6 protein-coding genes are annotated in these 16,032 nt (G+C 67.0%); 5 read left to right on the top strand and 1 reads right to left on the bottom strand.

What is annotated here, in order from left to right:
* Positions 1 to 202 precede the first annotated feature (202 nt).
* Together BKA25_RS13720 and BKA25_RS13715 are read left to right on the top strand one after the other, a co-directional pair.
* Positions 203 to 739 carry a mycothiol transferase gene (locus BKA25_RS13720; protein ID WP_069849315.1) on the top strand — a complete coding sequence of 179 codons (537 nt, stop codon included), beginning with the start codon at positions 203 to 205 and terminating at the stop codon, positions 737 to 739.
* Between the two features lie 139 nt (positions 740 to 878).
* The gene (locus BKA25_RS13715) at positions 879 to 1,562 is read left to right on the top strand and encodes a dienelactone hydrolase family protein (RefSeq protein WP_221312343.1); all 684 of its coding nucleotides are present in this window, start codon (positions 879 to 881) and stop codon (positions 1,560 to 1,562) included.
* Between the two features lie 78 nt (positions 1,563 to 1,640).
* Here the strand turns inward: BKA25_RS13715 and BKA25_RS13710 are convergent, their stop codons facing one another.
* Entirely contained in the window at positions 1,641 to 2,570 is a 930-nt protein-coding gene (locus tag BKA25_RS13710) for a tachylectin-related carbohydrate-binding protein (RefSeq protein WP_069849318.1), read from the bottom strand.
* A 1,286-nt stretch (positions 2,571 to 3,856) separates the two neighbouring features.
* Here BKA25_RS13710 and BKA25_RS13705 point away from each other — a divergent pair.
* The 3 genes from BKA25_RS13705 (at position 3,857) to BKA25_RS13695 (ending at position 16,026) form a co-directional block, all read left to right on the top strand.
* Positions 3,857 to 4,801 (top strand): sterol desaturase family protein, encoded by a 945-nt coding sequence (locus BKA25_RS13705; protein ID WP_084642983.1) that lies wholly within the window; start codon positions 3,857 to 3,859, stop codon positions 4,799 to 4,801.
* A gap of 64 nt (positions 4,802 to 4,865) precedes the next feature.
* Entirely contained in the window at positions 4,866 to 14,369 is a 9,504-nt protein-coding gene (locus BKA25_RS13700) for a non-ribosomal peptide synthetase/type I polyketide synthase (RefSeq protein WP_069849322.1), read from the top strand.
* Complete coding sequence (locus BKA25_RS13695; RefSeq protein WP_069853662.1) at positions 14,359 to 16,026, top strand: phytoene desaturase family protein; 1,668 nt, start codon at positions 14,359 to 14,361, stop codon at positions 16,024 to 16,026. The genes BKA25_RS13700 and BKA25_RS13695 overlap by 11 nt, the downstream gene beginning before the upstream one ends.
* Positions 16,027 to 16,032: the final 6 nt, after the last annotated feature.

Genomic DNA, 16,032 nt, shown 5'->3' with positions numbered 1-16,032 from the left:
GAATGAAGGTAACCGTGGGGATTCGGCGGTGACAGCCACCGGACAGCGCAATCGGCAGCGGTGGGCTCCAGGGCCGAACGGCCGAATCGGCCGCGGTCGCGCCCGGCCGAGTCGCGGTGCCGGATCCGCAGCGCGGACCCGACGAGTTGGTTGGTGCCGTTTCAGCCGGACAGCGGCCCGCCGGTCTCCTAGCGTGGGAGGAATGACGGCCCACAGAGCAGCACGAGTGCTGATCGACGCGTTCGACCGAATCCGCGAGCTCGTCGCGCAGAATGCGACCGGCCTGAGCCCGGAGGTGTTGTCCGCTCGACTCGACGGCGGGTCCAACTCGATCTCCTGGTTGCTGTGGCACCTCACGCGAATCCAGGACGACCACGTCTCGGAACTGGCGGGGTCCGAGCAGATCTGGACCGCTGAGGGATGGTTCGACCGGTTCGGGCTTCCTTTCGATGCCGCCGACACCGGGTTCGGACATACCGCGCGGGAGGTGGGCGTGGTCTGCGTCGATTCCGCGGATCTTCTGACCGGCTACCACGATGCGGTGCACGCGATGACGGTGGAATACCTGTCGTCGGTGACCGACTCGGACTTCGACCGCATCGTCGACGAGAGCTGGGATCCCCCGGTCTCGCTGGCATCCAGACTGGTGAGTGTGGTCGGCGACGATCTCCAACACGCAGGCCAGGCGGCCTTCCTGCGCGGGGTGTGGGAACGGGATCCGGCGCGTGCCTCGTCCTGACCCGATCGGTGCCTGCGACGAGCGGATCACGGGTTGCAGCGGGGCTGCGCTCCGACGAGGACAGCAAGATCACGTTTGCCCGCAGTGATCGGCGGCAACCCCGGAACAGAGGTGGCCTCGAGAAGCCAGGGGGCGGGCGATGGCGGTGTCGGTTCCGATCTCGGTGAGTACGTCGGCGGGTTCTCTCGCAGGCGATCTCACGGTGGGGGATGCGCCGAGGGGGATCGTCGTGTTCGTCCACGGCTCGGGAAGCTCGCGGCGCAGCCCGCGTAACCGGACGGTCGCAGCGGTGTTGCACGCACACCGATTGGCGACGCTGCAGCTGGACCTGCTGACCGAGGCGGAGTCCACGCTGGACGAGCGAACCGGGGAGCTGCGCTTCGACATCCCGCTACTGACCCAACGGGTGATCGACGCGGTGGCCTGGATCAAGGCCGATTCCACGGGCCGACTGCCGATCGGCTTGTTCGGAGCCAGCACCGGAGCCGCCGCCGCACTGGCCTCGGCGGCGCGACTGCCGGAAGTTCGTGCGGTGGTGTCCCGAGGTGGTCGCCCGGATCTCGTAGAGCCTGCCGTGCTGCGATCGGTGCGCGCCGCGACGCTGTTCGTCGTCGGTGGGGCGGACGAGCAGGTGCTCGCATTCAACCGACGTGCCTCGGCGGAACTGTCCGCCCCGCATCGGATCGAGATCGTCGCCGGCGCGACCCACCTGTTCGCCGAGCCGGGCGCCCTGGACGAGGTCGCCAGACTCAGCGCGGACTGGTTCGGCAGGCACCTGCCCGATCGCACCGCTGTGGTGGGAGACGGCGGCCAGGTCGGCTGACTCACCGAACCGATCGATCACGACGGCAGGCGATCATGATGGAGGACCGGCGCCGAGCCGCACCGCTCCGATCGTGAGTCAGGCGCCCTCGGTCGAACCTGGTTTCGTTGCGGCACCCGATTCGGGTGTCGTGTCTTCCGTCGGCGGAATCCACGCACAGGAGTCCGACGGCATGGCAACCCGATAGTCGTGCGTGCCCGCGACCACCATCAGGCGTGGTTCGACGGTTTCCTCGGAGTAGGGGAAGAACCGATGCCAATACACGCCGCCGCTCTCCGTGTCGACGGCGTAGAGGATGTCGGCGCCCGGCGATACGAACGCGGTGTAGCGATCCCAGCCGTCGTCGACGTGTGTCCCCTCGTCGATCCAGCGTTGTGAGGATTCCTCGTAATGGAAGCGGTACAACGTACCGTCGCTCTCTCGGGCATAGAGCACCCCCGGGCCGGCCGCCGTGATGGCGTCGAAACGACTCCAATCCTCGGCGATGGATTGCTGACGGAATTCAAGACCTTCGATATCGACTGTTGCGCGATAAAGTTGATTGTTTCCTCGAATAAGGTAGAACGTGCCGTTCGAGTCGACCGTGATTCGTTTCCGCCATACCGGGTCCGTGTAGCCGCCCAGCGTCGTGCTGATATTCCGTGAGTACGAGCCGTCCTCCCACTGATACCAGGATCTGCCGCCGATGTGCCGATACGCTTCCACGATTCCGTCCGGCTTGATCTGGTACATCAGCCCGTCGGTTCCCGCAAGCATGTTTCCGGTGACACCGCTCCCGATGGATCCAATCGCCGAATCCCAGAAGCCCTGTCCTTCGGTCGGTCGGCTATGAGATCTCTCGTAGAGTCTGCCGTCCTCGTCCGCGGAGTACAGAGACGCGAAGTTCCTGCAATCGACGGCGGGTTCGGCCGCTTCCGCGCCTGCGATGGTCGGGACGCCAGCCATCAGTATGGTCGACATGATGCCGACGGCCCATGCCGTCAGGTTCCTGCTGTGTAGTGCTCGCACTATTGTTTTCCTTTTTTCGGTGGACGCGCAGCTGCGGCCGAGGCGGCCTGTGTCGCCGAAGCGGTCTGACACTACTACGTACAGGATGGATTTCCTGGGAATGTTGTTAATTTCCAAGTCGTTCCGAGGGGAGGAAAATTACCGGCCGCCGGAATGCTCGGATCTGCATGATATCGATCACGTCGCATGCGGTGATCCAGGTGCTGAATGAATGGGCCGATTCGGTGGCGGGTTGGTCGGGAATTCCGGCGGGAGGCCTCGGCGGCCGACCGTCGGTAGTTCGCATTGCCGACCGTTAGGCCGTCGGTGTCGTGATGCCTGGCCGGTCGCCGAGCGGCCGGTCCGGGTCGCGGTCCCGATGCGCGGGCCAGGCGCCTCGCGGTCCTCGCTCGCCGGATCGTGGGTGATCCCCTCGTGGCGGAGGCCGTCGCTGTATCGCTGTCTGCAGGCATGATCTTCGTCAAGCTCTCACCGATCGGGTGATCCCTGAACTCTGACAACTACGGTTAGCATCTGATCGGACACTTTAGGTGATGGTCCGTTGTGGGGAGGACGTCGTGTCTGAAGGTGCCGTGGGCAAAGCGGGTGGGGATGTCGTCACTCGGCACTCGGTGGCAGCCCGTCCCGGGGCGTCGGACCGATGGGTGAGCTTCGACGGCCCGCTCCTCCGGCGCGGCCTGCGCGCCGGCTGCGTGGCATCGCGCGGGCAGGTGGGTGGGATTCGATGGTGATGGGCGAAGGCGGACGACATCAGAACAGGGCGGACCGGACTTGTTCGTGGGCATCGAGTCCGAATGACCGGGGGATCCGAGAGAGGTAGTCGATCGCGCTAGAGCTCGGCAACCGATCCGAGCGCCATGGTGCCGAGTCGTGGCACCGGAGAGCCGCGCCGTCCAGGCGCCAGGCGATACCTATTCCGATCCGGCCGAAACAGCGCCGGAAGCGGTCAGCGCTGACCACTGGATAGAAATACGTCGGCGACCGAGATCGGTTGCGAATCGCGGCGTCGGCGACGTCGCCGTCGGTCTTCCCGTTGTGCACCGCTGCTTGGATCAGCGCTGCCCACCTCACGAATGGAAGTTGTAGACCTGACGATGGAAACCGTGACAAGCGGGGTTGGTAACGACGAGAACGGCGTTGAGCCGCTGTTCCGGTGATTCCAGAGCCGGAGTCTGTCCGAGGTCGATGGCGATCGTTATCCGGCCAGCGCTCCGATGTTGAAACGGAAAACATTCGGCGCCCGACATTCGTCGGTCCCGATGCCCCCTCATGGATGGAATCGAGTCATGGACACTCAATCGAAGTCCGGAAGATCACTACAGAAGAGACTGCGCGACGACGCCGGGACGACCACCGGACCGCGCTCGATCCTGTGTCATATCACCTACCCGATCATGCTCGCGGCAATGGTCGCGACTGCGGTGTCCGCCGTGCACTACGGCTGGGATTTCGGGCGGGTGAACTTCGCCTTCCTCGTGGGGACGATAGCCTTCCTCGCGCTCCTCGAACGACTGATCCCCTACGAGCGCGACTGGCACCCGAGCCGTCGTGAGTGGGGGTTCTATGCGATCTACGTGCTGCTGACGATGGCGGGCGCCGGTATCGCGCAATTGCCGGTCAACGCACTGGTCAGCTCGGTGGCCATGCCCGAACCGGTATTGCCGCTCTGGGTGGAGATCCCCGGTGCGGTCCTGCTCGGCTCGCTGGTCAGCTACGGAATCCACCGCCTCTTCCATACCCATGCCTGGTTGTGGCGGTTACACGGCGTGCACCATGTCCCGGACAAGGTGAACGTGGCCAACAACGGCGTCAATCACGTCGTCGATATCGCGATCACCCAATGCCTGGTGCAACTCGGCCTGGCCCTGGTGGGCTTCTCGCACCAGTCCGTGTTCGTCGCGGGCCTGTTCATCGTCCTGCAGGGCTACTTCGTCCACGCCAACATCGATGTCCGTCTCGGCTGGTTGAACCACATCGTCGCAGGCCCGGAACAACATCGACTGCATCACAGCATCGACCTCGACGAAGCAGGGCACTACAGCTCGGACCTCTCGCTCTGGGACCGGGTGTTCGGCAGCTTCACCTGGTACCCCGGCCGTAAGCCGGTGGCGGTCGGCCTGTCCGATCCGGACTCCTTCCCGAAGACCGGCGCGATCCTCGCCACGCTCCTGCAGCCGTGGCGGTCACCGAAGAAGACGACGCCGCCGGAGCAGGCGCCGCCCGGCGACTGACCGACCCGTCGCCTCCCTACCCAGAAAGCCCACTGCAGTGTTCCCTCGACCAAAGGACTCCACGGTGTCGGACTCATCCACATCCGCCTCCCGCGACAAGATCGCGATCATCGGTATCGGTTGTCGGCTGCCCGGCAGCGCCTCCGACTACCGGACCTTCTGGCAGAACCTGATCGACGGTAAGGACTGCATAACACCGACCCCGGCCGACAGATACGACATCGGGACCCTCGGCAGCCGGGACAAGTCGAAACCGGGTCGACTGGTCGGTGGTAGAGGCGGGTACATCGACGGCTTCGACGAGTTCGACCCGGCCTTCTTCGGCATCAGCCCGCGCGAGGCCCACCACATGGACCCCCAGCAGCGCAAGCTGTTGGAGGTCGCATGGGAGGCACTGGAGGACGGCGGACAGAAACCCGGCCGGTTGGCCGGATCGGATGTCGGGGTGTTCGTCGGCGCCTTCACCCTGGACTACAAGATCGTGCAGTTCGCCGACCTGTCCTTCGACACCCTGGCGGCACACACAGCCACCGGCACGATGATGACGATGGTCTCGAACCGGATCTCCTACTGTTTCGACTTCCGAGGCCCGAGCATCTCGATCGACACCGCCTGCAGCTCCTCGCTGGTGGCCGTGGACCTCGCCTGTCGGAGCCTGAGCCGTGGAGAGACCAACCTCGCCCTCGCGGGCGGAACCCTGCTGCACATGACCCCGCAGTACACGATCGCGGAGACCAAGGGCGGTTTCCTCTCGCCCGAGGGGAGGTCGCGCACCTTCGACGCCGACGCGAACGGCTACGTGCGTGCCGAGGGGGTCGGTGTGATCGCACTCAAACGGTTGGACGACGCGGTGCGCGACGGCGACCCGATCCACGCGGTGATCATCGGCAGCGGTGTCAACCAGGACGGCCGCACCAGCGGGATCACCGTGCCCAACCCCGAGGCGCAGATCGACCTGATCGAACGGGTCTGCGCCGAGGCGGGTATCGCGCCGGGCGATCTCCAGTACGTCGAGGCACACGGAACCTCCACCCCGGTAGGCGATCCGCTGGAGGCCAACGCGCTGGGTAGAGCGCTGCGTATGGGGCGCAAACCCGATTCCCGCTGCTACGTCGGCTCGGTCAAGACCAACATCGGGCACACCGAGTCCGCAGCGGGCATCGCGGGTCTGATCAAGGCCGCGATGTGTCTGAAGCACAAGAAGATCCCGCCGCACATCAACCTCGGAACCGTCAACCCAGCCATCGACCTGGCCACGCTGCCTTACGAGATTCCCACCGAGGTCACCGACTGGCCCGACCACGAGGGCCCGGCCCGCGCCGGGGTCAACGCCTTCGGTTTCGGCGGCACCAACGCGCATGTGCTGTTGGAGGAGGCACCCGCTCGACGGGATGCCGACCACGAACCCGAGGAACCCTCCGCCGGCTACGCGATCCTGCCGTTGACGGCACGCGACCCGGCGGTGTTTCCCGAATTGGTCGAGGGCATCCGTCGTGAACTCGCCGGTGCCGACGCCACCGGGATCTCGCTGGCCGATCTGGGCAGCACCCTGGCGCACCGCAGGCAACACCTCGATTCCCGACTCTCGGTCGTCTATTCCTCCCGAGAGTCGCTCGACGAGAAGCTGGCGGGCTTCCTCGCGGGTGAGGCGGACCCGCATGTGCTGCTGGACCAACAGTGGGACCCCGCACGGCGTGGATTGGTCTGGGCGTTCACCGGGATGGGCCCGCAGTGGTGGGCGATGGGCCGGATGCTGTTCGACAGCGAGCCCGTCTACCGCGAGGCCGTCCAACGGTGCGACGCCGAGTTCCAGGCGCAGTCTGGCTGGTCGTTGATCGAGGAGATGTCGGCCGACGAGGCGGACTCCAGGATGGAGGAGACCTGGCTGGCCCAGCCTGCGAACTTCGCGGTCCAGATGGGACTCGCCGCGCTGTGGCGGTCCTACGGCATCACCCCCGACGCCATCGTCGGGCACAGCACCGGCGAGGTCGCCGCGTTCTACGAGGCTGGTGTCTACTCACTACGCGACGCCGTGACGGTGGTCCTGCACCGCAGCAGGCTCCAGCAGAAGCTGGTGGGCACCGGCACGATGCTCGCGGTGAGCCTCACCGAGAGCGAGGCCGCCGACCGCATCGCCTCCTATGGCGACCGGGTGTCGATCGCGGCGATCAACAGTCCCACCGCCATGACGCTGGCCGGTGACCAGGACGTGCTCGCCGAGATCGCCGACGCGCTGCGCTCCGAACAGACCTTCGCCCGATTCCTCACCGTGCGGGTGCCTTACCACAGCGCCCGCATGGACTCGATCAAGGACGAACTGCTCTCCGCGCTGGCGGGCATCACCCCGCAGGTCGCCGAGGTGCCGCTGTACCTGACCGCGCGCCGGGGCCGCGCCCACGGAACCGAACTGGACGCCGGCTACTGGTGGCACAACGTGCGCGACAGCGTTCGGTTCCACGAGGCGATCGACGGCCTGATCGACGACGGCTACGGACTCTTCCTGGAGATCGGACCGCATCCCGTGCTCGGTCACTCGATCCGCGAGGCCCTGGACGCCCGGGAGGTGGAGGGGCGCACGGTGCCCTCGATCCGGCGTGGCGAAGACGAGGCGGCGCGGATCGCCATGTCGCTGGCCACCCTGCACAACCTGGGCCGGGAGATCGACTGGCACTCGATGTACCCACAACGCCCGGCGGTCGTCCTACCGCGCTACCCGTTCAAGCGAGACCGCTACTGGGTCGAACCCGCCTCCGTCGAGCAGGTGCGGCTCGGCAGGCTCGACCACCCATTGCTGGGACGTCGGATGGCCACCGTGGAGCCGACGTGGGAGGCACGTCTGGACGTGGAGGACCTGCCTTACCTGTCCGACCACCGCATCCAGGGCAACGTGGTGTTCCCCGCCGCCGGTTACCTGGAGATGGCGGCCCAGGCCGTACACGCGATGACCGGCTCGGCCGAGGCGACCCTGGCCGACATCCGGTTACGCAAGGCACTGTTCCTGACCGACGACGCCGCCACGACGGTCCAACTGGCCTTCTCCTCGGACGCGGCCGGTTTCACCATCGCCACGGTCAACCCGGCCGCGCCGGAACGGACCGTGCACGCCGACGGCGTCGTGCGCGTCGGGCAGCGCCGCAGGCTGAATTCGACACTGGACCTGACGGCGATCCAGTCGCGCACCGTCCGAAGGCTCGGCTCTGCGGACTGCTACTCGGCGTTGGCGGGACTCGGTTACCACTACGGCCCGGCATTCCAGAGCATCGAGGACGTCTGGATCGGACCGGGCGAGGCACTGGCCAGGATCCGCCCCTCGGCCGCGCTCGATGCACCGACCGACCAGGACGGGCAGTACCACTTCCACCCGGTCCTGCTCGACGCCTGCTTCCAATCACTGCTGACCCCGCAGTTGCTCGACGACGACACCGACCCGACGAGCACCGGGATCCGACTGCCCCTGTCGATCGAGGAGATGCGGGTCGCCCCGATCGGAACGCAACCCGTGTGGGCGCACGCCACGATCACCCGACAGCAGGGCGACGAGCTGGTCGGCGACATCGTCGTCTACTCCGACAGCGGGGTCCCGCTGGGTCGAATCGAGGGATTCCGCGCCGCCGACGTCGAGAAGGCGACCGCAACGGTCGGCCTGTCGACGATCGACCACTGGTTGACCGAGGTCGAATGGGTCGATGCCCCACTCCCGGCGGAGGCGGCCGCCGTCGAGGACGACCTCAACGCGCTCGGCGCGGCCGACCCGGTCAGCAACGAGTGGCTGATCTTCTGCGACGCGGGCGGCATCGGCACCGAGCTGGCCGAGCTGGTCGCCGGTCGAGGCGGCCGGTGCCACCTGGTGCGGCCGGGCGAGCAGTACCGGATGGAACCGGGGAACCGGGAATCCGTGGTGGTACCGGGCTCGGCCGAGGACCTGGCCCGCCTGTTCGCCGAACTGGCTGCGGCGGGGCTGGACTCCTTCGCGACCATCGTGCACCTGTGGAACCTCGACCTGCCCTCGATCGATGAGACCGCTCGGTCGAGCCTCACCGACCACGAGAGCCTCGGCACCTACTCGCTGATCGCACTGGCCCAGACCCTGGCATCCGATCCGGAGCGGGCGGGTCGACTGCACATCGTCACCCGGGGCACACAGGCCGTCGCGCTCGACGACCCGGTCGAACCGCTGGGCGCCCCCGCCTGGGGAATCGGTCGGGTGCTGTGGAATCAGGAGCTCATCGCACACCGAGGCAGGCTGATCGACCTCGACCCGGCGGGCGGCACCGACCAGGAGTCCCGCAGTGCCGAGGCCCGCGCCTTGCTTCGGGAGGCGTCGATCTCGGACGAGGACGAGGTCGCGCTGCGAGCCGACGGACGCCGGTCGGGCAGGCTCCGCATCGCAGACGGGCTCACCCGACCGCTGCCGTTGCGGTTGCGTCCGGACGGCGGCTACCTGGTCACCGGCGCCTTCGGCGCACTGGGCCGGGTCCTGTGCAAGACCCTGGTCGCCAGGGGCGCGCGCCGCCTGATCCTGGTGGGTCGCACCACACTGCTCGAGCGAGGTCATTGGCACGAGGTCGACCCGGGAACCCGGGTGGGCCGGGCGGTGCACCTGCTCACGGAGCTCGAGGCGATGGGTGCCGAGGCGGTGCTCGCGCCCTTGGACATCACCGACGAGAACGCCTTCACCACGTGGCTGGCCGACTATCGCCGCACCGAGTCGACGCCGATCAGGGGCGTCTTCCACCTCGCCGGACACGTGCAGGACACCCTGGTCCCCGACATGGACCGCGAGGTCTTCGACTCCGTCCACGACCCGAAGGTCGTCGGCGCCTACCTCCTGCATCGGCACCTGATCGAGGAACCGATCGAGCACTTCGTGCTGTTCGCCTCGATCGCCTCCCTGCTGACGACCGCCGGACAGACGAACTACGCCGCGGGCAACGCCTTCCTCGACGCGTTGGCCCACCACCGCAGAGCTCGCGGGCTGCCCGCGCTGAGCATCGACTGGGGCCCGTGGGCCACCGGCATGATCGAGGAACTGGGACTGATCGACCACTACCGCAACAGCCGGGGCATGAGTTCCCTGTCGCCGGACGCGGGAATGGCGGTGCTGGAACGCGTCATCGGTCAGGACCGGGCCCAACTGCTGGTCGCGACCGTGGTGGACTGGCCGATCTTCTTGGCCTGGTACCCCGCCCCGCCGCCGCTGGTCGCCGAACTCGCCGCAGCCGCAGGCACCGACGGCGCCTCGGAGAGCAGCAGCTTCCTCGACGCCTTCCGCGCCGCGGACGAGGAGAAACGACGGTTGCTGGTCACCGAGCAGTTCACCTCGGTGGTGGCGGGAGTACTCCGGGTGCGCACCGGTCAGGTCGACCCCTCGGTCAGCCTGGGTGCCCTGGGTCTGGACTCGCTGCTGGCGATGGAACTGCGGGCCAGAGTGCACACCGAGATGCGGATCGCGCTGCCGGTCGTGGCCCTGCTGAGCAGCGCACCGATCAGCGATGCCATCGACCAGCTCCACGACGGACTCGTCGAGGTGATCGCCGACGACGACGGTGAGACGGCCGTCGAGGCGGTGGAGATCTTCGAGGACGAGCGCAGTCACCCGCTCACCCAGAACCAGAAGGCGCTGTGGTTCCTCAAACAACTCAGCCCCGACGGATTCGCCTACAACATCGGCGGCGCGGTCGAGGTCCGGGCCGAGCTGGACCCGGAGTTGATGTTCGACGCGGTACGCACCCTGACCGCTCGGCATCCGAGCCTGCGGGCGAACTTCCACCTGCGTGACGGCGTGCCGGTCCAGGAGCTGCGTGAGGTCTCCGACCTCGTCCACGACATCGCGTTGTTCGACGTCGTCGATCGGGACTGGGACGACATCTACCAGATGATCATCGCCGAATACCGCAAGCCCTACGACCTCGAACGCGATCCACTCATCCGGTTCCGGCTGTTCAAGCGCGCCGACGACCGCTGGGTGATCATGAAGGCCGTCCACCACATCATCTCCGACGCCATCTCCACCTTCACCTTCATCGAGGAACTCCTGGCGGTGTACGAGGGGCTGCGCGCCGAGCGGCCCGTCGAGCTCGCGCCCCCGTCGTCGCGATACGTCGACTTCCTCAACTGGCAGAACCGCTTCCTGGCCTCCCGGGACGCCGAGCGGATGCTCGAGTACTGGCGCGGGCACCTGCCAGAACAGGTCCCGATCCTCAACCTGCCGACCGACAAGCCCCGCCCCGTCGTGCAGACCTACAACGGCGCCTCCGAGTTCTTCGTGCTCGACCGGGAACTCAGCGGCCGGGTGCACGCGATGGCCCGTGAGCACGACGTCACGGTGTTCATGGTGCTCATGAGCGCCTACTACCTGCTCCTACACCGTTATTCCGGTCAGGACGACGTCATCGTGGGCAGCCCGGTGACCGGCCGAACCCAGAAGGAGTTCTCCTCGGTCTACGGATACTTCGTCAACCCGCTGCCCCTGCACGTGGACCTGGCCGGCTCGCCGTCCATCGCGCAGCTGCTGGAACAGGTCCGCGCCACGGTCCTCAACGGACTGGACAACCAGGAGTACCCCTTCGTGCTGCTGGTCGAGAAGTTGGGCCTGCAGCACGACCCGAGCCGCTCCGCGGTGTTCCAGGCGATGTTCATCCTGCTCGTGCACAAGGTCGCCACCGAGAAATACGGCTATCGACTGGACTACATCGAGCTTCCCGAGGAGGAGGGCCAGTTCGACCTGACCCTGTCGGTGTATGAGGAGGAGGCGGACCAGAGCTTCCACTGTGTCTTCAAGTACAACACCGACCTGTTCTTCGCGGAGACGATGCAGCGGATGGCGTCGCACTACGTCACGCTGCTGGACGCGCTGACCAGTGCACCGGCCACCGAGTCGATCTCCCGACTGCCGCTGCTCGGCGACCAAGAGCGCAGCGAGATCCTCGAGGACTGGAGCGGGGCGAGCTCGACCGTCGACGTGGACGTGCCGGTGCACGAACTGATCACCTCGGCCGCGGCACAGGACCCCGACGCGATCGCCGTGTCGATGCCCGCCGGGCTGACATCGGCGCCCGAGGCACTGCGCTCCGGCACCGACGATCGGGGTAGGCGGACGCTGACCTACGGCGAGCTGGAACGCCGGGCCTGCAACCTGGCCTGCCGACTCGGCGCCCTCGGCGTCGGCAAGGGCTCCGTGGTGGCGTTGTGCCTGGAGAAGTCGCCGGAACTGGTCGTCACGGTGTTGGCGGTGCTCAAGACGGGCGGCGCGTATCTCCCGCTGGATCCCGACCACCCGACCGATCGACTGGCTTTCATGGTGCGCAACGTCGGCGCCGTCCTCGCCATCGTCGACGAGTCTCGCCGCGACCGACTCGCCGGCCTGGTGGGCGAGGACGTGCTGGTGCTCGGTGATCTGCACCGTGCGGCCGAAGCGGAGAACGCCGAGACGACGAGCCTGCTCCCGCAGACGCGATCGGTGGTCGAGGCCGCACCTGCCGAGGTCGCCGGTCCGATCGACCTCGCCGAACCCGCGTACGTCATCTACACCTCCGGCTCGACCGGCAGGCCCAAAGCGGTGCAGGTCAGCCACCACAATCTCGCCTCCGCTTACGAGTCCTGGCGCCGGGAGTACCGCTTGGACGACGAGGTGCGCGTACACCTGCAGATGGCGAGCTTCTCCTTCGACGTCTTCACCGGCGACCTGGTGCGCGCGTTGTGCTCCGGCGGCACCCTGGTGCTGGTCGACCGCGAGCTGCTGTTCGACACCGCTCGGCTGCACCAGACGATGCTCGACGAACGGGTCGACTGCGGCGAATTCGTCCCCGCAGTGGTGCGAGCGCTGATGAATCACTGCGAGCAGACCGATCGGCGACTCGACTCGCTGCGGCTGCTGATCGTCGGCTCCGACGCCTGGAAGGTCGAGGAGTACGACCGGCTGCGCGCGCTGTGCGCCGAGGACACCCGCGTCGTCAACTCCTACGGGCTCAGCGAGGCGACGATCGACAGCGCCTACTTCGAGGGCCCCACCGATGGCCTGGAACCGAGCCGGATGGTGCCGATCGGTAGGCCGCTGCCCAACAGCGCGCTCTACATCCTCGACGAACATGCCGAGCCGGTCCCGGTCGGGGTGCCCGGCGAACTCTGGGTGGGCGGCGCGGGCGTGGCGATCGGTTACGCGGGAGACCCGGAGCAGACCGCCACCCGCTTCGTCACCACGAGGTGGACCGCGCGCTCGACCGACGGCGAACCGCTGCGGCTCTATCGCACCGGCGACCTCGCACGGTGGGACAGCGCCGGGCGCGTGCAGCTCCTCGGCCGGATCGACGGCCAGATCAAGGTCCGAGGCCATCGCATCGAACTCGGTGAGATCGAATCCCAACTCGCCGACTGGCCCGACCTCGCCGAGGCCGTGGTGACACTGCTCCCGGACGACCGAGGGGAGTCGGTGCTCTGCGCCTACTGCGTACCCGGCGGCGACGGCGAGCTGGACCTGCGGGCACTGCGCAGGCACCTGGCCGAGTACCTGCCCACCTTCATGATCCCCGCCTACTTCGTCGAGCTGCCTGCCCTGCCACTGACCGCCAACGGCAAGGTCGATGTGGCCGCACTGCCCGCGCCCGCGCGGACCGGTGACGACAGGGAGTACGAGGCACCGATCAGCCTCTACGAGGTGCGGATGGCCGCGCACTGGGAGTCGCTGCTGGGGCTGGAACGCGTCGGCCTGCGGCACGACTTCTTCGAGTCCGGTGGCAGCTCGATCAAATTGATCGAACTGATCTACCACCTGCAGGACGAGTTCGGGATCAACATCCCGGTGAGCCAGCTGTTCACCGTCACCACCCTGCAGGGCATGGCGGGCACCGTCGAACAGATCGTCACGGGCCGCATCGGCGGCGCCCGACCGTACCTGCGCTTCAACCCGGGCGGCGAACGACGGTTGTTCTGCTTCCCGCCCGCAGGTGGGCACGGCCTGATCTACCGGCGATTCGCCGCCCACCTGCCGGAATACGAGTTCATCGCCTTCAACTACCTGCCGGGAGACGACAAGGTGCAGCGCTACGCGGATCTCATCGAGGAACTCCATCCGGTGGGGCCCTGCCCGCTGTTCGGCTATTCGCTGGGCGGCAACCTCGCCTTCGAGGTGGCCTCGGTGCTGGAGGCCAGGGGTCGGGCCGTGGAGAACGTCGTGATCATGGACTCCTACCGCATCCCGGAGGCCTTCGAGCTGGAGGGAATGCGTTTCGACGCCTTCGAACAGGAGCTGGGCGAGCACCTGCGCAAGCACACCGGGTCGGAGGTCCTCACCGAGGAGACCCTGGAGCAGGCCAGGGACTACATCCGCTTCTGTGGCCGAACCCCGAACCTGGCGCTGATCAAGGCGTCGGTGGACGTGATCTCCGACGAACAGAAGGTGGAGTTCTACGGGGTGTCCGAACAGGGCACCTGGCACGGCAGCTCCACCACCGGCACCTCGGTGTTCCGAGGGCTCGGCACGCACGCGGAGATGCTCGACGAGCAGCACCTCCAGCACAACGCGGGGCTGACCCGCGAGATCCTCGTCGGAGGTGGCCACCGTGGCGCGTGATCTCGTAGCAGGCTGGGACCGCCGAGACCGAGCACCGGGGGACAAACCCAGGGTCCTGGTGATCGGGGCGGGCATCGCCGGGATGTCCACCGGCTGCTATGCCCAGATGAGCGGGATGGAGACCCGGATTCTGGAGAAGCATGTGCTCCCCGGCGGCTGCTGCACCGCGTGGGCGCGGGAGGGCTACATCTTCGACTACACCATCGAGTGGTTGATCGGCACCGCCGAGGGCAACGACGCCAACCAGTTGTGGCGGGAACTCGGCGCGTTCGACGGCAAGACGATCAAGAACTTCGCGATGTTCAACAAGGTCGTCGACTCCGACGGTCGCTCGGTGGTGTTCTACAACGACCCGGATCGCCTCGAACGGCACCTGCTGGAGATCTCGCCGGCCGACGCCAAGCTGATCCGCGCGTTCTGTCGGGACCTGCGCCGGTTCATCCCGATGAACCTGTATCCCTTCCTGACCCCGCCGCCGCTGGAGAGCGTCGGAGAGAAGATCGCGAAGCTGCGGACGATCCTGCCCGCGTTCGTGCTGTACTGGCGCACCGCGGCCACCCAGATGAAGACCTTCGCCGACAAGTTCGCCGATCCGTTGCTGCGCAAGGCGTTCCGCAACATCTTCTTCCAGGACCCGGAGGACTTCCCGCTCCTGCCGTTCCTGTTCAACATGGCGGCCGCGCACAACGACAACGCGGGTTTCCCGCAGGGCGGGTCGCTCGGCCTGGCCCGATCGATCGAGGAACGCTATCTCGGTCTCGGCGGCGATATCACCTACCGGGCCAGGGTGGCCCGCATCCTGGTCGAGGACGACCGGGCGGTGGGCGTCGAACTCAAGGGCGGCGAACGGCTGTACGCCGATCACGTCGTCGCCGCCTGCGATGGTCGAACAACCATCTACGACTTCCTCGACGGGCGCTACACCGGTCCCACCATCGACCGGTTGTACGACGAGTTGCTGACCAAACCGGGCACCCTGTTCCCCGCCGTGGTCTCCGCTTTCGTCGGCATCGAGGGCGATCTCGATGCCGACCGCGCCCACAGCACCACCTATCTGCTCCCCGATTCCGCGGGACCGGGACTGCCGGGATCTCTGCAGAACAGCATCGTCGTGCAGCTGCGTTCGCAGTATTCGGACGGCTTCGCGCCCGAGGGCAAGTCGGTCATCCATTGCACCTACTTCAGCGACTACTCGTACTGGAAGTCGCTGCGCAACACGGACCGACGGGAGTACCGGGCGCAGAAACGGCAGATCGCCGAGTTCGTCCGCGAATTCCTCGTCAGCCGACTGCCGGAACTGGCCGGTCGGATCGATCTGGTCGACATCGCCACTCCCGCGACCACGAACCGCTACACCGGGAACTTCGACGGCAGCATCCTCGCCTGGAAGGCGTTCTCCGATGCCGACGACCTGGCCGCGAAGCTGATCAACAAGGAACACATGCGCCTGCCAGGCCTACGCGGATTCTCGATGGCAGGCCAATGGGTCGGCCTCGGCGGGCTGATCCGCGCCGCATCCACCGGCCGCTTCGTCACCCAGTTCCTGTGCGCGGAGCTGGGCGTGGAGTTCCAGGCCTGGGAGAGCTCGGGAACCGAGCCCTGGCATCCGGACAAACTCGGTCACCTGCCGCAGCTCGACGCCCGGCCGGTCCGCTGACGACCA

The sequence above is a fragment of the Actinoalloteichus hymeniacidonis genome (assembly GCF_014203365.1).
In the GTDB taxonomy this organism is placed as follows: Bacteria; Actinomycetota; Actinomycetes; order Mycobacteriales; family Pseudonocardiaceae; genus Actinoalloteichus_A; species Actinoalloteichus_A hymeniacidonis.
This window is presented reverse-complemented; position numbering and strand designations above follow the sequence as displayed.